The following is a 23524-nucleotide window of genomic DNA, read 5'->3' as shown; positions in this document are numbered from 1 at the left end:
CTCCAGATGATTTTGAACAAATTCGCCTCAAGTCTAGATGACGACCCTAGCGTTGTGACTCGCATCACCCCCCCAAATAGCCCACCCCCGACACACGCAAGGAACCACCCATGGAAAGCAAGACAGCCCCGCCAACCATCGCGCCCGTCGCGCGACGGACCATCGCCGGAATGATCGTGGCGATGGCGCTTATCGAATCGCTTAGTGGCGTCACCCAGGGATACTTGAACCCCATCCTCCCCGCGCTGGGACCAAGCTTCTCGATCGACGACCCCACCATCAACGGCATCTTCCTCATCTCCAACGTCAGTTTTGCCGTGCTCACACCGATCATTTCCCGGCTCGGCGATAGCTACGGCTACCGTTTGGTGCTGCGTTGGTCGACGGCGGTAGTCGCCGCGGGCGTGATCATGATGGCGCTGTGGCCGTCGTTGTGGACGGTGACAGCCGGCGTCGTGATGCTGACGTGCGTCGTTGGGTTCATTCCGCTCATGATGGGCATTCTGCGCGTGAGCAACCCCTCGCACACCCGCACCGGGGTGAGCGTGATGATCGGCATGCTCATGATCATGGTGGGCGCCGGAGGGTTGCTGGCCGGCATCATCGGAGTCGACAATCCGACCCTCGGTTTCTGGGTGGCGGTGCCGTTCGCCGTCGTCGCGCTGTTGTGTTCCTTTGTCCTGCCCGACGCCGGCACGCCCACCCGCGAAGGGCTCGCCGTGGTGCCGCTTCTGGCATGTTCCCTCGGGTTGATTGGCTTCGTGGTGGCTCTTTCGATGGGCCCGGAGTGGGGCTGGCTCGACGCCAAGACGATCGTTGCCGGAGTGCTGGGCCTTGCGCTGTTGGCGGCCTGGGTGGTGTTCGATGCCCGGTCCGGCGCCACGAAGCGCTTCATGGACCTTCGCATGCTCGCCGTCCCGCGAATCCGCACCGTCTCCATGGCCACGTTCTTCTTCGGTTTCGCGTCCATTGGCTATTTCGGGACCAACGACATTTTCCTCCACTCCAACCCGGACAAGACGGGATACGGATTCGGAATGAGTCCGTTGATGATCGCGGTGGTTCTCGCTGCGGCGTCGGTGCTTTCGCTCGTGTCCTCACTCTTGACCTCGAGGGCGCTCCGACTGTTTGGCGAGCGTGCCACCCTGGTTCTCGCTGGACTGCTGCTCGCCGGCGGCTTCCTGACCATGGCAATGGCGCACGGATCGCTGGCCGGATACTGCACCGGATTCGCGTTGTTCAACCTGAGCCTTGGCATGTACCAAGCGGGCACCCGTGCGCTGTCGGTCGAAGGCGTCCCTTTGGAGGAGACCGCCACGGCGGCCGGCCTCAACGAGCTCGCTCTGTCGGTCGGCATCGCGGTGGGCGCCGCCGTCGTGAAGCTCATTTCTTCGTCGTTCGAACAGTCCGGACACATCAGCGAGGGCGGATTGATGTCGATCTGGATTGCGCTCGCCTGCGCGGCGCTCGTCGCCGCCGTCTCGGCCGCCCGTTACCCCAAGAAGCGTACGACGGCGGTGCGCGCGTGAGGGCCCCGGCTGCGGTGGGTGCCACGGCAGGTAACGCTGAATCGCTGTCCGCGACCGCCGTCGAACGCTGTATTTCCGCAGCGCTGGAACGCTGGGAGCCCGACATCCTGGGACTTAGCCACGCCATCCACGCAGACCCTGAACTCAGCGGGCAGGAGTTCCGCGCCGCCAAGCGGGTGAGCCGACTGCTGAGGACCGCCGGCTTCAGCTTTGACGAGCCCCAACCGCGGCTGCCGGCGTCCTTCAGCGCGCGATTCGGAACGGGTGAACTGGTGGTGGCGCTGTGTGTTGAATACGACGCACTTCCCGACATCGGACATGCTTGCGGGCACAATGTGAATGCTGCCAGCGCGGTGGGGGCGGCGCTCGCGCTAGCATCCGTCGCCGACGATCTCGGGATCACCGTCAAGGTCCTGGGCACTCCGGCCGAGGAATCCCGTGGGGGCAAGGTCGATCTCATGGACGACGGTTTCTTCCGCGATGTCTGCTTCGCCATGATGGCCCACGCCGCAGCCGAAGACGTGATCGGGGGAACATCGCTTGCGATGGGGATGTGGGACGTGCTTTACGAGGGACGCCCGGCGCATGCCGCCGCCGCGCCGTTCGAGGGGATCAACGCCCTCGACGCGCTCGTCGTCGCGCAGACGGCCGTAGCCCTGGCCAGGCAGCAACTTCCGACCGGCTCAATTGTTTCGCTGATCGTCACCGAGGGCGGGAGCGCCGTCAACGTCATCCCGGAACGGACCCGGGCAAGCGTCGAAATGCGCTCGCCGAGCCTCAAGGACCTGCGCGTCATCGAGGAACGGGTCCGCCGCTGCCTGGACGCGGGTGCGCTCGCCAGCGGCTGCACCCTCAAGGTCACTCCCACGGGCAATGCCTATGCCGAACTCAAACAGGACCAATACCTGTCCGAGGCGTATCGGGACGCCATGCTGACGAGGGGGAGGGCCGTGGCATTCAACAACGAACCAGTGGCGTCGACGGACATGGGCAACGTTTCGCAGATGGTTCCGAGCATCCATCCCATGCTCGGCTATGACGTTGGCGGGGCAGCCCATCACACCGCAGAATTCGCTGCCCACGGTTCATCCGCCTCCGCCGACCGGGCCGTGTTGGATGGTGCCTTCGGACTGGCGATGGCAGCAAGCGCGGCAGCGAGCGACCCGTGCCAAAGGGAGCGCTTAGTGAAGGGGTGAGGAGGTGGCGGGGCGCCCACCACACTGGACCCACCGACCGCCTTGGCTCCGCCGCCGATCGGACAGAGAATGGACTCGGCACCGGAAATCGGGCTTTCGCAAGGGAGCGCAATGGGATTTTGGAGGCAACAAAACACATCAGTGGACCGGACCGTGCGTGGAGGACCGCGTGATCCGGTCATTGATTTTGCCCGCTTCTTCTGCCTGGTCCTCGTGGTGCTTTCCCACTGCATGATGGTCAGTCCTGTCCTCCATCCGGACGGGACGGTCACCACCGAAAACACCCTCATGGATCAGCGATGGTTTGAGCCGGTGCTATGGGTTTTCCAAATCATGCCGCTGTTCTTCGTGCTTGGCGGCATCACGGGGCTTGGCTCGTGGCGCAGGCTCCGCGGGCGGGGCGGGACCGGCGTCGACTACGCCCAATTGCGGCTCTTGCGCCTCATCCGTCCGGCGACCGCCCTGCTGGCCGCAATGTTCCTGGGCCTTTCGGCTGCGCGGCTTTCCGGCGTCGACCCCCAAGTGATCCAACTCATCGCCACCGGCGCGGGAATGCCCTTGTGGTTCCTCGCCGCGTACCTCGCAACGCAGCTCAGCGTTCCGTTGCTGGCCCGCCTCCATGCCCGTTCCCCATGGTTGACCCTGGGCGGCCTCGTAGCGGCAGTGATCACGGTTGATTCCCTGCGCGGGGCCTTCCCGCTTCTCGCATCCCTCAACATGCTTTTCGTCTGGTGCTCCGTCCAGCAGTTCGGTTTCTTCATTGCCGACGGCATCTTCGCGGGACGAAGCCGGGGTTGGTTCGTGGGCCTGATCGCGGGCAGCAACCTGCTGCTAGGTCTCGTGACCGGGATCGGGGTCTACTCCGGGAACATGATTGTGGACCTGAATCCGCCGAACTTCTGCATGCTCCTCCTGGGCTTGTCGCAAGCAGCCACCCTCCAGCTCTTGCGGCCGGGAATTGCGTGGCTGGCCAACGTTCGTTGGGTCAGTTGGGTGGTGGCCGTGGCGGGCCGGCGATCGATGACTATCTACCTTTGGCACTTGCCGCTCCTCGTGGCGATGTCCGGCCTGCTCCTGCTCACCCCGTTCCCCAAACCGGCAGCTGGAACGGCTGGATGGTGGTGGGCGCGGCCGCTCGTGCTGCTCGCCGTCGTCGTTCTCCTGGTGCCGGTCCTGCTGCTCTGCGGCCGGCTCGAAGAGCGCCCGACGGCGGCCGTCCACGCGCGCGGGCGGGCCCATACCGCGGTGGTGACTGCCGGCGTCGTGGTCTTCATTCCGATGGTGGACGCCGCTTTCAACGGTCTCACGCTGACCCTGTTGGGTGGGGGTTCGGCGTGCTTCGCGCTCGCGGTTCTGTTGCTGGGGCGTGTGCCCGCGGACGGGCCGTCGCCGACAGCCCGCGGTGCGCTTGAGGGGCCATTGCCAGAGCAAGGTTTACGTGCCAATCTCGACTCATGACTGAGTTCACGGAATCCACGGCAGAGTCGTTCAGCGCTCACGTCACGACCGTCAGGAACGACAAATTCCATCGCTACGAGCTTCTGGTTGATGGCGAAGTGGCCGTGATCTCGCAGTTCATGGACAAACCGGGGCACATCGATTTCCTCCACACCGAGACCCGGCCACAGTTCAAGGGGAAGGGATTGGCCAAGGTTTTGGCGCATTTCGCCCTCGACGACGTCGTGGCCTCCGGCAAGAGGATCATCCCGCATTGCCCGTTCATCGCCGCTTACCTCCGGGCGCACGAGGGTTACGAGCTCGACGTCGATTGGCCGCCGGAACCGCCCGTGGGCGAACCCGGCAACGATTAGCGTTCCGTTTCGCCGGCGGAGGGACCCGTGGCCGTGATCGACTGGGTGTGCTTCTCCGTGGGCGGGGTGATGCTGCTCCTGACATGGATGAGCGTGATTGGGACCCTCATTGTGCCGCGACCGCTGCGCAGCAGGCTTTCCCGGGTTACCGCCCTCGCGACGTCGAAGATTTTCCGCACCATCACCATTCCGGTCACGAGCTACGAGGTCCGCGACCGGATTTTGTCGTGGCAATCTCCGATGTCCTTGTTCGTCCGGTTGCTGGTGTGGGTGGTCTTGTTCGACGTTTCGTTCAGCCTCTTGCTGCTGCCGTTCGTTGAGGGAGATATCTGGCAGGCGTCCAGCGAGGCCGGTTCGGCGATGTTCACTTTGGGGTACGCGGCGCCGTCCAACGTGGGGAACACTGTGCTGGTTTACGCGGCCGCGTATACGGGTTTGATAGTCATCGCCCTGCAAATCGGGTATCTGCCAACCCTGTATGCGGCTTTCAACCGGCGCGAAGCGGAGGTGACCCTGCTTGTTTCGAGGGCGGGTGCGCCTTCCTGGGGGCCGGAACTCCTGGTGCGCACGAGGTTTGGCATGGCCGCGCAAAACAGCACGAGCGAGCTAAGCGACCTCTACCGGACATGGGAACGGTGGGCGGCCGATGTGGCCGAATCGCACAGCACCTACCTCACTTTGGTGTGGTTCCGTTCGCCGTCTGCCCAATCCAACTGGCTCAACTCCCTCTTGAGCGTGATGGACGCGGCTGCCCTGCAACTCGCCTTGAGTCCGGGATCGGCCCCGAGCACCCGGGCCCGGCTGGTCCTCCGGATGGGCTTCACCTGCTTGAGGCAGGTCGCGCGGGCAATCGGTATCCCGGTGGACGATGATCCGGATCCCGATTCTCCGATCGACGTGACGTTCGCGGACTTCCAAGAAGCCGTGGAGTTGATGCGGAGCGTCGACTACCCGATTGAAGTGACCGCGGAGCAGGCGTGGCCGCACTTCAGGGGTTGGCGCGTCAACTACGAGAAAGTCGCGTACGCACTCGCCTACGCGATCGACGCACCGCCCTCGATGTGGAGTGGCCCGCGGCGGTTCCCCTCCGAGCCGATCATGCCGTCGCGGCCGAAGAACCGTACTTCCCAAGAGACCAAGCCCGACGACCCGCAAATCCTTGGCCGTCGAAGGACGAGCTAACATCCCTTCCCCTCCCTCACGGGGCAGGGGTGCCTACTTGGCGGCTTGGGCCCCTACCCGGGTGAGGTAGCGGAGCGAGCGGTCGCGGTCGGTGGCTTCGCTGAGGTCGTGAAGCCGCGCGGCCAGAAGCTCGGGCGGGCCGATAAGCCCGAGGCACGTGCCGCCGTCGTCCATTACCGCGGCCTCCGCCGCGCCCGACAGCGCGAGGACGTACGCCGCGTGCCGGGCGGTTTCGCGCGGGTGGAGCACGGGCGCTCCGTCCGGAAGCGCTGCCGCTGGTGCCCGCATGATGTCCTCGCAGAAGAAGGTTTCGAGCGGATCTGTGGTGTAGTCGCGGGTCAGGTGGAGTCCGCGCCGCGCGATCTTCTCAGTCAGCACCGAACGGCGAAGGAACAGGACGGAAGCCCCGTAAGCGACGACCGAAGCGATGAGCAGCGGAAGCGCCACGGCCCACGCATGGGTCAGTTCAAGGGTGAAGATGACACCCGTCAGGGGAGAGCGCATGACGCCCCCGACGACGGCAGTGAGCCCGAGCAGGGCCCAGAACCCCGGGATGACGCTTGGCAAAACGAGGCCGGCCGCCGCGCCGAGCGCACCGCCGATCATGAAGATCGGTGCGAGCACGCCGCCGGACGTCCCGCTGCCGAGGGACAGTGACCAGATGAGCGTCTTGACTACCAGGATGCCCACAATGAGGCCGGTGGTGGCTCGGCCCGTGAGCAGTTGGTCGATGACGTCGTAACCCACGCCGAGCGCACGCGGCTCGATGAGGCCGCCCGCACCGATGATGAGTCCGCCGATCGCGGGCCACCACATCCAGTGGAAGGGCAGACGGGCGAACGCGTCTTCGGCGCGGTACACGAGCCACGTCGCGCCGGCGGCGACGATCGCGCCGGAAAGGCCGACGACGGCGGCCAGCGCCTCGATGCCGGGTGTCAGGTGGAGTCCTTCGGTCGGGACCGGGAAGATCGGGGAGTTGCCGAGGATCACGCCGCGCACCACGGTGGACACGGCGACGCCTGCAGCGACGGGGATGAAGCTGCGTGGACGCCATTCGAAAAGGAGTAGTTCGACGGCTAGCAGGACGGCCGCGAGCGGTGAGTTGAACGTCGCGGCCATGCCGGAGGCCGCGCCCGCAACCAGCAGCGTCTTACGTTCGTCCGCCGTGAGGTGGAGGTGCTGGGCCAGGATCGAACCGATGGCCCCGCCCGTCATGATGATGGGTCCTTCGGCGCCGAATGGTCCGCCCGAGCCGATGCTGATCGCTGCCGAAACGGGTTTGAGTACGGCGACCTTCGGCGCGATGCGGCTGCCGCCGATCAGGATGGATTCGATGGCTTCGGGCATCCCGTGGCCGCGGATCTTCTCCGAGCCGAATCGGGCCATGAGTCCAATGACGAGCCCGCCCGCGACCGGTAGGAAGAGCACTTGCCACCACGGATGCCCGCTGCCGACGGCGACGAGGCTGGTGGAGATCCGGCCGTAGAAGAAGAGGTTGGTCGCCAAGCCGATCAGGCCAAGGAGCGCCCACGCCGCGAGGGCGCCGAGTGCGCCGACCGGGATTGCGAGGGCTGCCACGAGCACCATTCGCCGGTCGACGGCGAAATCGCTCAACGGGTGGCTTCGATGGCCGCTCATGCCACTACCGCCCGGCTCAGGGAGGCCTCGGAAAGGTGCCCATGCAGCGCCGTGAGTCCTTCGGCGAGTTGTTCCCGGAGCTCCGGGCTGAGGTGGGACAGCGCTTGGCGGAATTCGTCGTCGCGCCGGCGGACGACGGCCGCGACGGCCTCCCGGCCGGCCTCGGTCAGGGAAAGGAGCACGAGACTGCGGTTTTCCGGCACGGCGGTGCGCTGGACATATCCTCCCGCGCACAAGCGGTCGGCAAGGCGGGTTACTGAGGAACCGGATACTTCGAGGACGTGCGCGAGCGTGCCGCTGGGTACCGTTCCGTGGTCGTGGAGGGCGAACAGCATGCGCATTTGTGGCATGGACAAGTCCGTCACCTCGTCAACACTGCGCATTGCGACGGCGAGCAGGTCCCGCGTAGCGCGCTGGAGGGCGTCGATCTGGCTGTCGAGAGGATTTGGCATACGACAACTATTGCATAATGCAAGGCTTGCTGTCTCCTACCCGTTAGTCTTGGCCCATGACTACGAAAGCAGATGCCATTACCGCGCTTGTCACGGGGGCCTCGGCCGGTATGGGAGCCGAGTTCTCCCGTCAGCTCGCACAGGATGGGCACCACCTCATCCTCGTGGCGCGCGACGAGGGCCGCCTCCGTGCCGAAGCGGAAGTCCTGGAGCGCGACTACAGCATCACGGCTGAGGTGCTGCCCGCCGACCTGACCACGGACGCCGGCGTGGCAGCCGTCGTCGCACGCCTGCAGGACGCTTCGCGCCCGGTGGAGGTGCTGGTCAACAACGCAGGAATCGGCCTGCTGGAACCGTTCGAGAAGAACGATGTGGAAGACGAGAAGCGGCACCTGCGGCTCCACGTCCAGACTCCCTTGGAGCTCTGCCATGCCGCCCTGCAAGGAATGCTGGAGCGCGGCTCCGGCCGGATCATCAACGTTGCCAGCGTGGCTGCTTTTGCGAACCGCGGAAGCTATTCCGCGGCCAAGGCCTGGCAGGTCAGCTTCAGCCGATGGGCCAACCTCGCCTACGCGGGCCGCGGCGTGAAGGTGACGGCAGTCTGCCCTGGCTTCGTCCACACGGAATTCCACCAGCGCATGTCCATGGATAAAAGGGCTATCCCCGGCTTCCTGTGGCTCAACGCCGAAAACGTGGTCCGGGAAGGGTTGGAAGACAACGCACGCGGCAAGGGGATTTCCGTTCCGAGCAAACGGTACAAGGTGCTTACCACCGTCATGCGGTTCGTGCCGGCTAAGTTTACTTCGGGTCCGGCGCGGCGTCGGCTGGAGTAGCCGACGCTGGAGCTGCCCGGCGACCCTGGACGAGCACCGCCACCGCAATCCCCACCACGGCGCCGATGAATGTTTCCGCGCCGCGTTCGACAATGAGCACGGCCGGGCTGGCGGGCGCCGCCATCTGCGTCATGAGCAGGATCACCGGGGTAAAAAACACCATCGCCCAGCCGTAGTGCCTGGACATGAACAGCTCGGTGGGGAACTGGCAGACGATCACCACCAGCGCGAGGATGACCTGGGACTGCCCCGGAAAGTAATGGAGCGGGGACAACGGGCCCGGGAAGAGTACGACGGCGACAATCGCCAATCCGAGGAACGTCCCCACGATGCGGTGGATGCCCCGGTGCAGCCGGCTGGGCATGTCGGCCCCGGCGAGTGGGACCGCTGCGGCCGCCATCGCCCAGTGATGGTGTCCAAGTCCGGACAGTACGCCCGCGGAGCCTGCCGCGCCGACCGCCAGCATGTACCGGGCAGCGTGTATTCCGGCGGCCTGACGCCACTGCCGGTCCGGTGCGGGGACATCGCGATTGGCCCCGCGCTCCCACGTCCGGTACCGCAGCCATCCGGCAAAGCCGACAAGTATCGAGAACGCTGCGGAGGCGGCGAAAACCAGGAGGGGTATGAAGAAAGGGATGGTCACTGGAACGGCGGAGCAAGTGCCAAGCGCCAGGATTCCGAAGAACGGCCCGTTCGGCCTGAGCTGCACTTTGTCCGCGAAGAGGGATCCCGCGCCCGCGAAAACGGCCTCGACCGCTACGAGGCTCCAGAAGTGGATATTCGCGATGGAAAGGAACGTTCCAATTGAGACGCCGGCCAGCAGGATGGCGGTGGCCTGGGCCTGGTGCTTGAGACGCAACTGGTGCGATTCGTTGCGGCCGTACATGCCCGTGAGCGCGCCGAAGACGGCGTAAAGCGTGAGCTCCGGGTGGCCGGTCACGAGCAGTACGAGCGCCGGAACGGCCACGCTCAGCGCAACCCTGACGGCGGCAAGGTGGTCGTTGCTCGCGGGCGGGACCTTATACAGGGCGCGGGCGTGGGACATGATTGATCGCATCGGGACACCACCAATCAATTCGGCCGATCATTTGGAAGGTACCAGTAGCTCAAGATTGGCGCCACGGGAGGGGTCCAACGTTGCCGAGTGTTTCACCAGAACGGGAGCCGGGCTGGCACTGCGGTGGGGGAAACAGTGACAGGATCGAAAGCATGACCGTATCTTTCACGTGCCGCACCCTTATCAGGCTTGCGCCGGCCGAGGTATTCGACCTCTCCCGCAACGTCGACGCCCACGTGGGTTCCATGGCCCGGTCCCGGGAGCGCGCAGTGGGCGGCGTCGTGTCCGGGCTGATGTCTGAGGGAGACGAAGTGACGTGGCGGGCGTGGCATTTCACGTTGCCTTTGCAGATGAGCAGCCGCATCACGGAATTCCACTTTCCCGATTCGTTCACCGATGAGCAAGTGCGCGGTCCCTTCCGCTTCTTCCGCCACGTGCACCGGTTCATTCCCGACGACGGCGGGACGCTCATGGTCGACGAGGTCGAGTTCGCTGCCCCTTTCGGAGTGGTGGGTCGCCTTGCGGAGAAAATGGTCCTCGCGCGATATCTGCGGAACCTCATTGTGCAGCGCAATCGGTACCTCGCCGGGCAAGCCGGCCTTTCGTGATCAGGGAAGCACGTGCCCACGAACTGGAGCAGTTGCGCGGTATAGAATATGCCGCCGGCGAGATTTTTCGGGCCTGGGGGATGGCTGCCATAGCTGACGATGAGCCGTTGACTGTCACGGAGTTGGCGCTATTCCAAGCCCGCGGTTGCGCGTTGGTGTTTGCCGATCGAATGGACGAGCCCGTGGCATATCTCTTGCTGGAGCGGCTGGACGGCAATGCGCACGTCGAGCAACTGAGCGTCCACCCTTCGCATGCCCGGCAAGGACTCGGAAGTTCCTTGCTGGATGCTGCCGAAGAGTGGGCCCGGGCTGAGGGCCTGGAGTGGTTGACCCTGACTACCTTCCGCGAAGTTCCATGGAATGCCCCTTACTACCGCAGGCTCGGCTTCCAGGAATTGGCAGGCCATGAACTGGACGATGGCTTGCGCGGCATCTTGGAGTGGGAGGCCATGGTTGGCCTTGACCGCTGGCCGAGGGTGGCGATGCGGCGTCGGGTGGGATAAAAGACCGTCGAGGAACTTGTCAGTTTAGATTGACAGCGCCGTTTTGTCAGTCCAAACTGACAGCATGGACGGTGAAGAATTGACTCCTCCCGGATCCGGCTCGGACCCGGCAGTCGGCCTCCGCGCCGTCGGTGCCCTGCACCGGCTCGCCGAGAAGGTCGAAGCCACGAACGTGGCGCTCGCCCGGGAGCAAGGCTGGTCCTGGGAGCAGATTGGAGACGCGTTGGGCGTCTCCAAGCAGTCGGTCCACGCCAAGCACGGAAAGTGAGTTTGCCATGTTTGAACGATTCGCTGCCGAGGCAAGGACTGCGGTCCGTGAAGGAGCGGAAGAAGCCAAGCACCGGGGTGACCGGAGAATTGGAACGGAGCATTTGCTCTTGGGGTTGCTGCATGACCCCGAGAGCTGCCGGGTCCTCTCGGTGGACCTTGAATCGGCCCGCGCCCAACTCGATGCCTTGGACCAGGAAGCCCTTGAATCCGTGGGTGTTGCCCTCCGCGATTTCGGCCCGCTCAGGGCCCCCAGGGGAAGCATCCGGACTACCTTTACTTCCGGTGCCCGCGCGGTGATCCAGGATTCGCTGATCCTCACCACCCGGGAGAAAGCCCGGAGGATCAGCGGTCGCCACCTCCTGCTCGCCCTATTGGAAAGGCAACAGCCGGACCCTGCCGCAGCCTTGTTCAACAAGCTTGGAGTGGATCCGGAGGGGATGAAGGCGCGGCTGCGCAACGCGGAATGAGGCCGGGAGCCTAAGCCGCGACGAGTTCCACTCCACCGCGCTTCACTTTGCGTCCCGCGAGCGGTTCCCGCGGGAAAAGGAAGCGGTGGGTGAGGATGGCGCCCGCTGCAAGTACCAGGAGGTAGGCAACGGACAGGCCCTGCCAGGTGAGCGGCGGCTGCCACGCGGGATCGAACATTTCCGTCCAGTTGGTCCGGGCCTGGAAGCCCACCGTGTACCGGCGAAGTACCTGGAGGAAAAGATACAGGTGCACGCCCACGCCGCCAGCCAGGAGCCAGCGGGAAAGGGAACGCGCCCAGGTTCCGTTCGGCGTCGGGCGCAAACGCATGGCCACCCCGCTCGCGAGCAAGAGCAGGACGAACAAGGCAAGGAGATACCGGCCCTGCCAGATGTAGCCGATTTGCTGGATCACTTGGGCCTGCAGGATCGGCGGAAGGATGACTACCGCGAGCAGGGCGACCCACACCGCAGGCCGCGCACGTACCGGCCGTGCCGTGAGGCCGCCGACGATGATGGCAGCGAAGGCGAAGTGCCAGAAGGCGAAAACAGCCGCGGGCGCCGGGGCGTCGAGCCAGCCCATGATTCCTATGTAGCCGGAAGAGTAATCGAACGTGCGGTCCAGCATCGTGACGAATGCTTGGTCCGGGGTCACGTCGCTGGGGGCGCCCGTCAGGCTGTTGAAACTGTTCGCCCGGACCAGCCAGACAAGGCTGATAGCGCAGCCGAGGCCCATCAGGACGGTCATGGACAGGCCAAGCTTGTTTTTCAGGGTTGCAAGGAGTGGCCTGAATCCGTAAATGAGGACCGCCGCCACTACGGCCAATGCCAACCAAAGCAAGGACAGGGCCCGGGTATTGGCCAACACCGCCCCGGAGATCCCGACCAGGACGATGCTTGTTCGAACCGTATTCAGCTTGCGGTAGTTCTGGAAGACAAGGCAAAGATTCATGAACAGCGCGGACGTGGTCACGATTTCGAGCGCGTTGGGGTTAACCGAACCCTCGAGGAAGAGCACCATGGGGGTGACGGAAACCAACGTGCTTGCGACGGGCCAGAATCGACGGCGCATGGAAGCCGCCGCGCCAAAGGTGGCTGCAAGGAAGAACGAACAGACCAGCGCGCCGATGGAGCGCATGATGTAGATGGCTGGCGCTCCTCCCATCACGCGCGAGGGGAGGCCCACCATCGCGTAGTACATCGGATTGTAGTTACCGGCGCTCGTGGGAGCCTTCATCAGGTCCCGCGCGGTGGCATCTATGGGAGGGGCACACGCCGGCGTAACAGCGTTTTTGGCGCCGAAACACGCCTGGGCGTTGATCATGGCGATGTACCTTGGCACTGTGACGATGGTCAGGTCGCCCTGCTTCCCCGCTGATTCGCCCTTCAGCTCCCCACGGGCAACCGCCGCGGCTTTGATGGTGTGGGCGGGTTCGTCAGGCACCGACATGAGTGGCGAAGCAAAAACCCAAATCATGGAAAGAACCGCGAAAACGGGGAACGCGAGGAGCGTGTACCGCAAGGTTGGGGACGCTCCTGGCCGGCGGACTAAGCCAGGCAGTGCGGGAGAATTGGTAGCCATCGTGCAGTTACGTTACCGCATGGGTGCTTCCTTGGGCTGACCGCGCCCCTTTATCACAACCGCTACAATTGACGGAGCCTTGCCGTCGCTGAGGCGGGCCGCTCGTCATCGGGGGCCATAGTTCAAGGACATTAGAGATTCCGGGGTATTGACCATGGCGCTTGACCCGCGTGCTCTCGCGTCGCGCCTGGCGGGATTTGTCCATCGCAGCCATCTGGTGAAATTCCTCATTGTCGGCGGCCTTTCCTTTGCCATTGACCTTGGGCTGTTGGTCTTGCTGCACGAAGCGATGGAAGTGGACCTGTGGCTTGCCACGCCGGTGGCCTTCATCGCCAGCCTGATCTTCAATTACTTTGTCCAGCGTTCCTTCACCTTCCGCGCAAGGAGCCGGAAGGGCGTCAGCATGTTCCGGTACGGACTGCTGGTAGTTTTCAACATTTTCGCCACGGACATCATCGTTAATCTCTTCGACAACCTCGCGCTCACCTACGCGGGGGGCAAGGTCGTGGCCACGGTGTCCACAATGGCCTGGAACTTCTTCCTCTACAAGCACTGGATCTTCCGGGGTGACCCGGAGACGCGCCAAGAGGACGGGGAGTTCACTCCCGCTCCAGTGGAAGACAGCGAGCGGGCCTGAGCGGAGGCCTCGGCCACCCCCGCGCGTCAAAATCACGGACAGCTGGGTATTTCCTGTAAGCTCCCACGGGATCGGCCAACAGCTTGGGGGAACCACGTGCAGGACACCATCGCCGCCCGCCCGTCGTGGGGACATCGCCTTGGCGGAATCGAAGGCCTCCGCGGAGTTGCTGCTGTCATCGTCGTTTTCTACCACCTTGGCCTCACTGCATCATTCCATTTGCTGACCGGGCCTTTGGAAGTTGCCTTCACCCTTTTCAACCAAGGCCTCACCTTGTTCTTCGTCTTGTCCGGCTTCCTCCTCTACAGGCCGTTCGTTTCCGCGATCATGCAGGGAAAGCCGCTACCGTCCATCCGCCGCTACGCCTACAACAGGCTTTTGCGGATCTATCCGGTGTACATCGTTATTTTCGTTGTGACGGGCATTTTGGTCGGCGCTGTTTATCTCAAGGGGAGCACGCACGGATTCGGGCCGGACAACATCGGCAGGCTGACCGATCCTTTGAAGATCGCCGCGAACGCGCTTCTCGTCCAAATGTTCATCCCGCAATACGTGATGAGCGGCCTGCCCGTTTCCTGGTCGCTCACCGCGGAGATCACGTTTTATTTTGTCTTGCCGCTGGTGGCGGTCCTGGCTCTGTGGCGGATTCGAAAGGGAGCGAACAACACGTCTGCCCTGGTTTGGGGTCCGTTTGCGATGGTCGTCGTTTCCCTGGGAATTGCGGCCTGGTCAAACGATGCCGCAAGCCGCATGGGATCGGACGAGGCCGGCGAGTTCAGGTTTGGCCAGACCGGAAGCGCTGTCCTCTTGAGGAGCTTCCTCGCCCACGCGGATCTTTTCGCCTATGGGATGCTCGCCGCCGTCGCGGTTGTCCTGCTCCACCAACGCGGCGTGCAACGAGTACATACCGGCATCAAGGCGGCAATTGTTTTTGGAGCGGCACTCCTGGTGTTCATTGGGATCGTCTTGGCGCGGCCGGCCCTTTCCCACCTTTCGGGTGTGGCGGCCGCCCTGGGTTTGGTGGCCGTTGTTTTGCCTTCGTCCAGCCGGAACGGCAGCCTCAACAGGGCTGCCCGCGTGCTGGAGTGGTTGCCTTTCCGCTTTACCGGCGTGATTAGCTACAGCATCTACCTTTGGCATCTGCCGATCATTTTCTGGCTCATCACGCACCATCGGACTTTTGGGCAGGACTCAGTTTCCGTCGCGTTGAACGGCCTGCTCGTCTTGGCGATTACCCTTCCCCTGTCGGCCCTGACGTATTACGCGGTGGAGCGTCCCGCGATGAAATTGAAGAAGTCGATGGTGAAGACGAAGAAAGCCGAAACGGAGTTGGCGCCCATCCCCAGATGAACGGAGCTAGGCCCCGACCAACTCCACTTCGTAGCCGTCCGTGTTCACGAGGTAAGCGGCGTAGTAATCGGGACCCCCGGCGTGGGGGTAGCGACTTTCGAACATTTCGTACCACCCGGAATCTGCGCCCTGCTGCCGGAGCCGGTCAACGTTTTGCTTGCTGCCCGCGTGGAAGGCGAGGTGGTTGAGTCCGGGTTCGGTCCGGCGGTGAGTGCTCCCCGTGAGTGCCGGAGACTGTTCGACCACAATGTAGGTATCTCCAAGTTTCCAGCTGCAGCCCTCGGGCCACTCCCGGAACTGTTCGTAGCCCAACTCCGACAATAGCCAGCCCCACTCCTCTTGTGCCCGGCCAATGTGGGGCACCCAGATCTCGACGTGGTGCAGCGATCCTGCTGGTACTTCAGCCATGCCGTGAGTCTACGTTCGCTTGGCATCCGGCGGAATGGCCCGCCGGAACGGCCCATTGGAATGGCCCGCCGGAACGGTCAGGCAGCGGGCAGTTCAACCACGAACGCAGCCCCGCCCTCGAGCGCGGCGCGGACGCTGATCCGGCCGCCCAGCCGCCCCACGATCCGTGCTGCGATCGACAGACCCAATCCGCTGCCGACAGGACGTTCGCCGCGGTACCGGGCAAAGAGCGCACCCCGGTCGAACGCGACGGCGGCATCGGCTTCCGTGAGCCCCGGCCCGCCGTCGCGCACTTCCACGGTGAGAACGGGTGAGCCGGGCGCGGTCGTGTACGCCGCGAGGACCACGGGCGAGCCTTCCGGAGTGACCCGAAGGGCGTTTTCCAACAGTCCGTCCACCACTTGGCGCAGTCGCTGGCCGTCAGTGCGGACAATCAGCGCACCCTGCGGCAATTCGAGTCGTCCCGCTATTCCGTTCCGGGAGCACACGGCTTGCCATGCTTGCCAGCTCTCGCGCAGGATCAGGGCTGCGTCCACGGGCTGTCTGTCCACTCGGAAGTCGTCGGATTCGAGCCGGGCGAGCTCGAGGAGGTCGCGGACGAAGCGGTCCAGGCGGTTGGTTTCCGCCACCAAGGTCCGTCCCACGCCCGCGACGTCGGAGCCGGTCACGACGCCGTCGGCGAGGGCCTCGGCATAGCCGCGCAGCGCGGTCAGGGGAGTCCGGAACTCATGCGAAATGGACAGCAGGAATTCGCGCTGCCGTCCCTCGCTGGTGCGGAGCGCGGCGTCGAGGGCGCCCAAGGCCTGCGAGACTTCCACCACCTCGGCCGGCCCTCCGGCGGCCACCTCCACGGAACGTTCTCCGGCCGCGAGCCGGTGGGCGGATTGGGCCGTGCGCACCAGCGGGCGGCTCAGCCACTGCGCCAAAAGTGCTCCCGCGACGATCGCGAACACCAAGCAGACCGCGAGGGCGATCAGCATCCGGCTCAGGAGGGGCGCCGCTGCCGCGCGGATTTCGGACACCGGTTGCGCAAGGACCACCCCTCCGCCGTTTGTCAGTGGCCGCGCCTCGAGGACCACGGTGTTCTGCGGGCCGTCCACGGTTTTCGAAACAGACTTGCCGGACTGCACGTCAGCCACTGTCTTCGCGTCCACGAGCCTTGCCCCGCCACCGGTGACGCGACCATCGGAGCTGATTGCCGCGAGTCGCGCGCCGTGGGTGAGCAGGTCGGCGCGAAGGTCCTGGAAACCCCCAAGGCTGGTCTGCTTGCTCAGCGAATCGGCCTCGACGGCAAGGTACTTCTTCGCTTCGTCGACGGCCGTCGCATTCACGAGTTGGGCGGCCAAAAGGCCCGCGAGTACGACGGCGACCGTCGCCACCGCGGCGATGATCGCCGTCGTGCGTCCCGCGAGTGTGCCGAGCCAGCGTTTCACGTGGAGCCTCCGGCGGCAGGGCGGTCGTCTGCGACCACCGAGTATCCGACGCCGCGGCTCGTCGCGATGGGGGAGTATTCGCCAAGCTTTGCGCGCAATTGCGCGATGTGGACATCTACTGTCCGTCCGGCCGCGTAGCTTGCTTGGCCCCAGACCGCGGAAAGGAGCTGCTCACGGGAAAAGACGCGACCGGGTTGGGCCATGAGGTAGGCGAGGAGGTCGAATTCGGTGGCGGTCAAGGTGATGTGGCTGGCGCCGGCCCGCGCTGTCCGGTTCAACGGATCGAGTTCCACCGCGCCAACAACAAGCGGTTTGGGACGGACCATCCCTTCCGTGCGCCGCAGGACGGCCTTGACGCGGGCCACGAGCTCCGACGGCGAAAACGGCTTGGTCAGGTAATCGTCCGCGCCCAATTCCAGCCCGAGCACGCGGTCGACTTCCTCATCCCGCGCGGTCACGAACAGCACCGGCGTCCAGTCCTCGGCCAAGCGGAGCTGCCTGCACAATTCGATTCCGTCCATGCCGGGCAGCCCGACGTCGAGGATCACCGCCACCGGCTTGAGGCGCCTGATCTGCGCGAGAGCGGAAATCCCGTCGCGCTCCACATGCACTCCGAACCCCGCACGGCCCAAATAGAGGCGCTGGATATCGGCGATTGCCTGTTCGTCCTCGGCAATCAACACCAAGCCGCGCCCGTCTTCCATGCGTCCATTCAACAGCAATGACCTGTGCGCAGACTTGGTGGGGGCGGCTTCCGGACCCGTTTTACATTCCTCGAACATTCGCCGAACACTCAGTTCACGCCTCCGGACCAGAGTGTTGTGAAGAGCGCTGGTGGATGTGCCGCCGGCCAGGAACAAAGGACTACTCGATGGACATGCTCCCCATCCCGGGCACCCCGACGCAACCCCGCAAGGGCCGCAAGGCGCGCACCGCCGTCGCCGGTCTCGTTGCGGCAGGCCTCCTCCTTGGCGGCGGCGTGATCGCGGCGAACGCGGCCACTTCCAGCAACCCGGGTACGACGGCGGCAGCCACCTCCCAGCCCGCCGCGGCTGACGCAGTGACTGCTTCGGCGACTGCTTCCGCGACTGCCGTCCCGACGGCGGCCAAGGCACCACTGGCGCGGCACCCGCTGGCCACTGCCCTCAGGTTTTTCGTGAACGGCGACTCCAGCAAGCCGAATTTCGGAACGCGCGCCGCGAAGATTGCCACGTTCATCCTCGACAAGCGGCCGAAGTTCGCGGCAAAACTGCCCGCCGCGCTCCAATCGGACCTGAAGGCACTTAAGGATGCCGCCCCCGCAGACCGGGTGGCGAAGGCCAAAACCATCAGGGACAACGCCCTGAACGGCACCTATGGGGCGAAGATCCAGGCGCAGGCGCAGCGGATCGAACTGCGAAAGGCTAACAACAAAGCTTGAGTTTGCGGGCCCTGCCGAAGGTATCGGGGGTCGGCAGGGCCTCGTTTCGCACAATTTACGGCAATGGCATAGACTGTGGGAAAGCGAAGGGGGCCGTCATGGCTGTCAAGGAATTCAAGGCAGGAAGAAACCAGGCAGGAATAAAGAAGAACGCGGATCGGGAGAGCGTGGAGGAGTGGTTCTCCCATGAATCCTTGTCGTTTTCTCCTGCCGAGTTGATCCTTGCCCTGGAGGGGATGCGGCGCGACCTTTCCGGCGCGGAATTGCCAGCGCGGGACCGCGCCTTCTGGGAGACGAATTCCGGGATTTCCGCCGGGCCGGAAGATGTCGGGCGCTCGTCCGCCAACAGCATCGCGGCGCGCGTCCTGATGGATGCCACATCCCATACCGCAGCGGAGGTCGCCGAGCGCCTCGGCTTGTCGCAGTCCACCATCAGGCATTACCGGGCCGAACGGAAACTGTATTCCTACCTGGCCAACGGGCGCCTGGTATTTCCAGCATGGCAGTTCACCGCCAGCGGTAAAGCCGTGCCCCGGCTTGAGCAGGTTTTGGGGGCCCTTCCCGTGGATCTCCACCCTCAGGCCGTGGCGGGCTTTTTCCTCACCCCGCAGGCCGACCTCTTTCTTCATGGAGGACCCGCCACGGTGAAGGTGTGGCTCGAGGCCGGGGGAGCAGCCGAGCCCGTTGTCCGCATGGCCGCTGCCCTATCGGCCGGCTATTGATGGCGGACCAATACCCGCCGCCCGTCGCGGAACTCCGGGCGCTTGGGAAGGAGACTGTGGTGCTCCCGGTCGGCAGCATCCTTTGGCGCGTGCATTTCACCTCGTCCACATTTGTCACGCCGTGGAACAAACTACGGACGTGGGGACCTGTAGTGAACGCGCGATGGGAGCCGCATCCTCTTCCCGAGGCTGACCACGCACCTCTCGGAGCCGCCTATTTCGGCGATGACGTGTTGACGTGCCTTGCCGAAGTCTTCCAACAAACCAGGTTCGTCGACGTCGACCGGGACGATCCGTACGTGACCGCGCTGAAAACAACGCGCGACGTCCAGCTCGTTGACCTTCAGGGCCTGTGGCTTACAAGGGCAGGGGCGTCGGCGCAGATCGCCTTGCAAAATAAGGACCGAACCTGCGCCTGGGCCCGCGCCATCCATGAAGCCTGGCCCGATGTGGACGGTGTCCGGGCTCCGTCCGCGATGGCAGGGGGCCGGCCGGTTACCACGTTGTGGACCGACCACCCGCTGCCCGCGGCTCCGGAATTCTCGATGCCGTTGAAGTCACCTGCTGTACTGAGGGACATCGTTGCCGCCGCCGGCGTCATCGGATACCAATGCAACGTGATCCTCTAGCTATGACCGGAGGCCGGCGAGTTCACCCGCGTTGTCCGGCTCACCCGCGGTTGCGGCGGCGTCGGCTGCAGGAGCGGCTGCATGATCGGCGTCGGACGGGACGGCAGCTGCGTCGAACGGCATCTCATCCAGGTCGATCAGCGGATTCGTATCCTGCGTTGCAACGAGTTCGCGGGCTTCGGCTTGGGTGTCCACGCTTGGCATGGAGCCCGGGAGCGGACGCTGCGCCGATTCCCGCAGGAAGTAGATGGCGACTGCGCCGACGATTGAGGTGGCCATGAGGTAGTAGGCGGGCATCATGTCGTCACCCGAGCCCTGGATCAGGGCATCCACGATGAACGGCGTCGTTCCGCCGAAGATCGCCACGGAAAAGTTGTAGGCGATGCCCATGCCGCCGTAACGGCTGGATGTCGGGAACAGCGCGGGCAGGGCCGAGGCGAGGTTTGCCACGTAGAAGGTCACGGGGAAAGCCACGAGGGCCAGGCCTGCGAGGGTGGACCAGATGCTGCCGAGTCCGATCAGCAGGAACGCTGGAACGGCGAACAGGACCGTACTTACCGCGCCGATCCACAGCACGGGACGTCGGCCGATCCGGTCGGACAGCTTGCCGGTCAGCGGGATGCAGACCGCCATGATCACCAGCACGGGAATCGTCAGCAAGGTGCCGTGGACGGCATCGTAGCCCTTGGAATCCGTGAGGTAGGTGGGCATGTAGGATGTGAGCGCGTAGCCCACGGTGTTCGCGGCAGCGGCAAGGATCATGGCGAGGATGATCTGGCGCCAGTAGGCCTTGATGATGCCGATCGGTCCCTTTGCTACAGCGGCATCGCCTGCGGCGGCGTCGGCAGCCATGGCTTCCTGCGCATCAAGGGTGGCCTGGAATTGGGGCGATTCTTCGATCTTGCTCCGGAAATACACGGCGATGACCCCGAGCGGGCCCGCAATGAGGAACGGCAGGCGCCAGCCCCAGTCCTCCATGGCGCCTTGGCCGATGCTGAGCTGCAGGATCGAGACCAGCGCGGCGCCGAGGGCAAAACCGATGTACGAGCCCATGTCGAGGAAGCTTGCGAAGAAGCCTCGCCGCTTGTCGGGGGCGTATTCGCTCACGAACGTGGTGGCGCCGGCATATTCGCCGCCGGTCGAGAATCCCTGGATGAGCTTCAGCATGACCAGCAGCGCAGCTGCCCAGATGCCGATTTGCGCATATCCCGGAAGGAGCCCGACGGCGAAGGTGCTTGCCGCCATGAGCAAAAGGGTCGCTGCCAGAACCTTCTGGCGACCCACTTTGTCACCGAGCCAGCCGAACACGACCCCGCCGAGCGGACGCGCCACGAACGTCGCCGCGAATGTTCCCAAAAGAAAAAGCGTCTGGACCGACTTGTCCGCCTCAGGAAGGAACACCGGCCCCATGGTGGTGATGAGGTAGCCGAAAACACCGACGTCGTACCACTCCATGGTGTTGCCGACGATCGTGCCGCCGAGCGCCTTCTTAAGCATTGGCTGGTCCACGACATTGACGTCCGAAACCCTGAGGCGACGGCGCAGGGGGCGCTTCATTTTCGAGGTGCCGCGGGCTGCGGCCTTGCTTGTTCCAACGGTGTTCCTGGCACCTGCTGAAGAGTCGGTGATGCTTTGGTCTATGGGCATTTGGGCTTCTCCTAGGGAGGTCATTTGCTTGCGACGTGTAGCTGCCCCGCTCCGGGCAGGGTTTCGATTTTACGCGAAATCCGCCGAAACTGAGAGTTGGACTCCGATTTTTGGGGCTGTTTTGGCCCGTTTTTGTGTCAAATGTCAGACATGCTCATGGCCCGTCCAGCCCCGGAATGACGCGGTTTTTGGGTCATTCCGGGGCTGTGTCCGCAACTTTTTTGGCTTGAGCCCGCGAAACAGCCAGTTTGCTGACTATTTTCAGCCGTTTTCGGCGAGCGTCCCGATCACGACGGTAGCGTCCAAATCGTCCGAATGAACCACCCTCGGAGAGAGCCCGGCACTCTCGAACAGGGCCGCCGTCGCCGGGGCTTGCCGGACGCTCGTTTCGATCAGCAAGTGGCCCCCTGGAGCCAGCCACGACGGAGCCTCCCGCGCGATCCGCCGCTGCACGTCCAAACCGTCCGCGCCGCCGTCGAGCGCTATAAGCGGTTCGTGCAGCCGCGCCTCGGGCGGCATCATCCCCATCGACTCGGTGGGCACGTACGGAGCGTTCGCCGCGATCACGTGCACGCGTCCGCGAAGGGTGGCCGGCAGGGCGGCGTAAAGGTCGCCTTGGTATACGTGCCCGCCCGCCGGTTCGATGTTCCGGCGCGCGCAGCGGACCGAGGCCGGGTCGACGTCGGCGGCGTGCAGTTCGATGCCGCCCACCGCGGCGGCCAGCGCCGCACCCACCGCACCGGATCCGCAACAGAGGTCGACGACGACGGCAGTCGGCCGGGCAAGGCGCGCCGCCTGCTGGACGAGGTACTCCGTGCGACGGCGCGGGACGAAGACGCCGGGGTCGAGGACTATGCGCAGGCCGCAGAATTCGGCCCAACCGAGGAGTTGCTCCAAGGGCAGTCCGGAAACGCGCTGCTCCACCAGCTGCTCCAATTCTTCGGACGTGCCGGAAGCGGCGATAAGGAGTCGGGACTCGTCTTCGGCGAAGACGCACCCGGCGGAACGGAGCCTGGCTGTGATGGCGTTAGCGTTTGCTGACATGGGAGAGCCTTTCGGGATACCGATGGGTGCTCTCCAAGCCACCTTCCCCAGTCCAGCCGTTCAGTTCGGACGTCCAGTTCAGGCGTGGCGGCGGGCTTGCCGGGGGAGGAGGTATGAGCACCCGTGAATTGCCGTATTGATGGGTCTCACCTCCTGGATTTCCTGCCAGCGGGCGGCGCTGGAATTGCCATGGTATCCGAGAGCCCGCCCCGAAACCATGCCGGCAAAAGCTTGGGGTTCCCAAAAAGCGTCCCCATTGTTTAGGGTGGGTGCATGGGAACACTGATTTTTGAGTAAACCTCCTGGTCTTGGATCGCCTGAGTTGGCTTTGATCCGATTCCGTTGAGTTTCATCAGACAAAAATCCACGCTGTTGAGGCTTCGCCTCCGCGCCGTTCCTTTACCGCTGCCCCATCCTTATTTGGGTTTTGCAATGGACGCCGCAGTCCCGACGCCTTCTCCGGCATCAGCGCTTAAGGAGACCATTGCATGACACCGAATACGCCCGAAACCAACACCCAGGAAACTGCCCCTGAGGCCACTGGCATCGCAGCGAAACTGACGGACGCACAAAAGGAAATGCTCGCCCGTAAGTCACGCGGCGGAGGCGGTGCGGGATGGCAAAGCACGGGAAAGGGCCACAAACCCACCCACACCCAGGGCAAGCAAGCCAAGACAGAGAAGAAAGTCCGCTGGTAGCTCCTACAGACAAGCGGAGCGCTCCAACCTAAGATGGAAAATCCCTTCGTTTCACTGTGGAAAGGAAGAACAATGGCTGCGAAGCATGTTGCACAAGGCATCAATTCCGAGGTCGCCAGCCACCTCGCCGAGTCCATGAGTGCGCCACCAATGCCCGCCCCGGCAGTTGTGGCTATGACCCTTGGCTCAGCTCAAGCGCCGACCTGGCCGGATGGCAGCGGCAAGGCCAAGCACCCGAAAGAGCACGTCACCAACCTCGGCCGCGGCGGACAACAAGCTGCTGTAACGGCAACCCACCGTACCGGCCGCCCGCAGATGCCGCACTCCTCGTGAGGCTCTGACGCCGATATTGCTCACCGACGCAGAAAATGCCCTGCGCCCATGGAATTCCATGGGCGCAGGGCATTTTCT

General features: G+C 64.3%; 26 protein-coding genes. 17 read left to right on the top strand and 9 right to left on the bottom strand.

Annotated features, from left to right (window positions below; translation table 11 throughout):
* Positions 1-110 precede the first annotated feature (110 nt).
* The 5 genes from E1809_RS06800 (at position 111) to E1809_RS06780 (ending at position 5718) form a co-directional block, all read left to right on the top strand.
* Positions 111-1529 carry an MFS transporter gene (locus E1809_RS06800; RefSeq protein WP_133203461.1) on the top strand — a complete coding sequence of 473 codons (1419 nt, stop codon included), beginning with the start codon at positions 111-113 and terminating at the stop codon, positions 1527-1529.
* Positions 1526-2725 carry an amidohydrolase gene (locus E1809_RS06795; RefSeq protein WP_205754119.1) on the top strand — a complete coding sequence of 400 codons (1200 nt, stop codon included), beginning with the start codon at positions 1526-1528 and terminating at the stop codon, positions 2723-2725. The genes E1809_RS06800 and E1809_RS06795 overlap by 4 nt, the downstream gene beginning before the upstream one ends.
* Positions 2726-2836: 111 nt before the next feature.
* Positions 2837-4183 carry an acyltransferase family protein gene (locus E1809_RS06790; RefSeq protein WP_133203460.1) on the top strand — a complete coding sequence of 449 codons (1347 nt, stop codon included), beginning with the start codon at positions 2837-2839 and terminating at the stop codon, positions 4181-4183.
* Entirely contained in the window at positions 4180-4536 is a 357-nt protein-coding gene (locus E1809_RS06785) for a GNAT family N-acetyltransferase (protein WP_133203459.1), read from the top strand. The genes E1809_RS06790 and E1809_RS06785 overlap by 4 nt, the downstream gene beginning before the upstream one ends.
* Positions 4537-4563: 27 nt before the next feature.
* Positions 4564-5718, top strand: coding sequence for a hypothetical protein (locus E1809_RS06780; protein ID WP_205754118.1), 1155 nt, complete (start codon positions 4564-4566; stop codon positions 5716-5718).
* A 33-nt stretch (positions 5719-5751) separates the two neighbouring features.
* Here E1809_RS06780 and E1809_RS06775 read toward each other — a convergent pair whose 3' ends face one another.
* Together E1809_RS06775 and E1809_RS06770 are read right to left on the bottom strand one after the other, a co-directional pair.
* Positions 5752-7356 (bottom strand): chloride channel protein, encoded by a 1605-nt coding sequence (locus E1809_RS06775; protein ID WP_205754117.1) that lies wholly within the window; start codon positions 7354-7356, stop codon positions 5752-5754.
* A complete protein-coding gene (locus E1809_RS06770; protein WP_133203458.1) occupies positions 7353-7808 on the bottom strand; it encodes a MarR family winged helix-turn-helix transcriptional regulator in 456 nt (151 codons plus the stop codon). Before E1809_RS06770 ends, E1809_RS06775 begins: the two co-directional genes overlap by 4 nt.
* Before the next feature lie 56 nt (positions 7809-7864).
* Here E1809_RS06770 and E1809_RS06765 point away from each other — a divergent pair, with 56 nt between their 5' ends.
* Entirely contained in the window at positions 7865-8641 is a 777-nt protein-coding gene (locus tag E1809_RS06765; protein WP_133203457.1) for an SDR family NAD(P)-dependent oxidoreductase, read from the top strand.
* Here E1809_RS06765 and E1809_RS06760 read toward each other — a convergent pair.
* The gene (locus E1809_RS06760; protein WP_235835486.1) at positions 8607-9686 is read right to left on the bottom strand and encodes an FUSC family protein; all 1080 of its coding nucleotides are present in this window, start codon (positions 9684-9686) and stop codon (positions 8607-8609) included. The genes E1809_RS06765 and E1809_RS06760 overlap by 35 nt on opposite strands.
* 164 nt (positions 9687-9850) lie before the next feature.
* Here E1809_RS06760 and E1809_RS06755 point away from each other — a divergent pair, with 164 nt between their 5' ends.
* The 4 genes from E1809_RS06755 (at position 9851) to E1809_RS06740 (ending at position 11546) form a co-directional block, all read left to right on the top strand.
* The gene (locus E1809_RS06755) at positions 9851-10306 is read left to right on the top strand and encodes an SRPBCC family protein (RefSeq protein WP_133203455.1); all 456 of its coding nucleotides are present in this window, start codon (positions 9851-9853) and stop codon (positions 10304-10306) included.
* A complete protein-coding gene (locus E1809_RS06750; protein ID WP_165962233.1) occupies positions 10303-10809 on the top strand; it encodes a GNAT family N-acetyltransferase in 507 nt (168 codons plus the stop codon). The genes E1809_RS06755 and E1809_RS06750 overlap by 4 nt, the downstream gene beginning before the upstream one ends.
* A 64-nt stretch (positions 10810-10873) precedes the next feature.
* Positions 10874-11077 (top strand): helix-turn-helix domain-containing protein, encoded by a 204-nt coding sequence (locus tag E1809_RS06745; protein ID WP_133203453.1) that lies wholly within the window; start codon positions 10874-10876, stop codon positions 11075-11077.
* A 7-nt stretch (positions 11078-11084) separates the two neighbouring features.
* Positions 11085-11546, top strand: a complete 462-nt coding sequence (locus E1809_RS06740) for a Clp protease N-terminal domain-containing protein (RefSeq protein ID WP_133203452.1) — start codon at positions 11085-11087, stop codon at positions 11544-11546.
* A gap of 10 nt (positions 11547-11556) precedes the next feature.
* Here the strand turns inward: E1809_RS06740 and E1809_RS06735 are convergent, their stop codons facing one another.
* Positions 11557-13065 carry a DUF2142 domain-containing protein gene (locus E1809_RS06735; RefSeq protein ID WP_205754116.1) on the bottom strand — a complete coding sequence of 503 codons (1509 nt, stop codon included), beginning with the start codon at positions 13063-13065 and terminating at the stop codon, positions 11557-11559.
* 214 nt (positions 13066-13279) lie between these two features.
* Between E1809_RS06735 and E1809_RS06730 the strand changes: the two genes are divergently transcribed.
* Entirely contained in the window at positions 13280-13762 is a 483-nt protein-coding gene (locus E1809_RS06730) for a GtrA family protein (RefSeq protein WP_133203450.1), read from the top strand.
* Positions 13763-13858: 96 nt separating this feature from the next.
* Entirely contained in the window at positions 13859-15112 is a 1254-nt protein-coding gene (locus tag E1809_RS06725) for an acyltransferase family protein (RefSeq protein ID WP_165962231.1), read from the top strand.
* A gap of 6 nt (positions 15113-15118) precedes the next feature.
* On the opposite strand, the gene E1809_RS06720 is transcribed toward E1809_RS06725, so the two are convergent.
* The 3 genes from E1809_RS06720 to E1809_RS06710 form a co-directional block, all read right to left on the bottom strand.
* Complete coding sequence (locus E1809_RS06720; RefSeq protein WP_133203448.1) at positions 15119-15520, bottom strand: VOC family protein; 402 nt, start codon at positions 15518-15520, stop codon at positions 15119-15121.
* A gap of 77 nt (positions 15521-15597) precedes the next feature.
* Complete coding sequence (locus E1809_RS06715) at positions 15598-16953, bottom strand: sensor histidine kinase (protein ID WP_133203447.1); 1356 nt, start codon at positions 16951-16953, stop codon at positions 15598-15600.
* On the bottom strand, positions 16950-17657 hold the full coding sequence (locus E1809_RS06710) for a response regulator transcription factor (protein WP_133203446.1): 708 nt from the start codon (positions 17655-17657) through the stop codon (positions 16950-16952). The genes E1809_RS06715 and E1809_RS06710 overlap by 4 nt, the downstream gene beginning before the upstream one ends.
* Before the next feature lie 167 nt (positions 17658-17824).
* Between E1809_RS06710 and E1809_RS06705 the strand changes: the two genes are divergently transcribed.
* The 3 genes from E1809_RS06705 to E1809_RS06695 all read left to right on the top strand — a co-directional run bounded on the left by E1809_RS06705 (position 17825) and on the right by E1809_RS06695 (position 19724).
* A complete protein-coding gene (locus tag E1809_RS06705) occupies positions 17825-18373 on the top strand; it encodes a hypothetical protein (protein ID WP_133203445.1) in 549 nt (182 codons plus the stop codon).
* A gap of 98 nt (positions 18374-18471) precedes the next feature.
* Entirely contained in the window at positions 18472-19095 is a 624-nt protein-coding gene (locus E1809_RS06700; protein WP_133203444.1) for a helix-turn-helix domain-containing protein, read from the top strand.
* Positions 19096-19154: 59 nt separating this feature from the next.
* A complete protein-coding gene (locus tag E1809_RS06695; protein ID WP_165962230.1) occupies positions 19155-19724 on the top strand; it encodes an RES family NAD+ phosphorylase in 570 nt (189 codons plus the stop codon).
* Here E1809_RS06695 and E1809_RS06690 read toward each other — a convergent pair whose 3' ends face one another.
* Positions 19725-21371 carry an MFS transporter gene (locus E1809_RS06690; RefSeq protein WP_133203442.1) on the bottom strand — a complete coding sequence of 549 codons (1647 nt, stop codon included), beginning with the start codon at positions 21369-21371 and terminating at the stop codon, positions 19725-19727.
* Positions 21372-21632: 261 nt separating this feature from the next.
* A complete protein-coding gene (locus tag E1809_RS06685) occupies positions 21633-22415 on the bottom strand; it encodes a putative protein N(5)-glutamine methyltransferase (RefSeq protein ID WP_133203441.1) in 783 nt (260 codons plus the stop codon).
* Between the two features lie 488 nt (positions 22416-22903).
* On the opposite strand from E1809_RS06685, the gene E1809_RS06680 reads away from it, so the two are divergent.
* Both E1809_RS06680 and E1809_RS06675 read left to right on the top strand, forming a co-directional pair.
* Positions 22904-23113 (top strand): hypothetical protein, encoded by a 210-nt coding sequence (locus tag E1809_RS06680; protein WP_133203440.1) that lies wholly within the window; start codon positions 22904-22906, stop codon positions 23111-23113.
* 72 nt (positions 23114-23185) lie between these two features.
* Positions 23186-23446: a hypothetical protein gene (locus E1809_RS06675; protein WP_133203439.1), complete on the top strand. Its 261-nt coding sequence runs from the start codon at positions 23186-23188 to the stop codon at positions 23444-23446.
* The last annotated feature ends 78 nt before the right edge of the window (positions 23447-23524 follow it).

Origin of the sequence: Arthrobacter terricola, assembly GCF_004354015.1 — a bacterium.
Lineage (GTDB): Bacteria > Actinomycetota > Actinomycetes > Actinomycetales > Micrococcaceae > Arthrobacter > Arthrobacter terricola.
Note: the sequence above shows the minus strand (reverse complement) of the source record. Positions and strands in the feature narration are given on the sequence as shown.